Genomic DNA, 635 nt, shown 5'->3' with positions numbered 1-635 from the left:
ATCGTATGCAGGGCAAACAGCGGTACCAATACAATCACCGACCATGCCATGTAGCCGAAGAAGGAAGGCATCGGCACGCCGCGTTGTTCGGCAATGGCTTTGACCATGAAGTTCGGCGCATTACCGATATAAGTGAGCGCACCCATAAATACAGAGCCCATGGATACTGCCAGCAGCGAATGGAACAGGTGGCCTGTCATCAAGGCTTGGGCGTCGCCACCGGCCATATTGAAGAACACCAAATAAGTCGGCGCGTTATCCAAGAATGCCGACAAAATGCCGCTCATCCAGAAATACATCACATTAATCGGATTGCCTGCCGCGTCGTGAACCAAAGAAACAACGGAAGCCAATGCGCCTGTTTCGCCGGCTTTCAAAATCGCTAAAACAGGCGAAATGGTAATGAAAATACCCAAAAACAGTTTACCCACTTCGGCAATCGGCTCAAAGTTGAACTCATTGCCTGCGCGTACCTGTTTGGGCGTAATAATCCAAGATACGGCGGTCAAAGCCAGCAAAATGCCATCGCGCATCAGGTTTTGCAAGGCATAATGGCTGCCCAAGATTTCAAAGCCCGGATGATTTGGTTTCCACAAACCGGACAGCAAAACCGCGCCGACTACACCGGCCAGTAA

1 protein-coding gene is annotated in these 635 nt (G+C 50.7%); it reads right to left on the bottom strand.

Annotated elements, in window-relative coordinates:
- Window positions 1-635 (bottom strand): sodium:proton antiporter (locus ACTHUM_RS17345; protein ID WP_440403606.1); only part of this gene is annotated, 635 nt, incomplete at both ends.

Source organism: Neisseria sp. P0021.S006 (genome assembly GCF_051956895.1).
The sequence above is the reverse complement of the archived record's forward strand: the minus strand, read 5'-3'. Positions and strand labels throughout refer to the sequence as shown.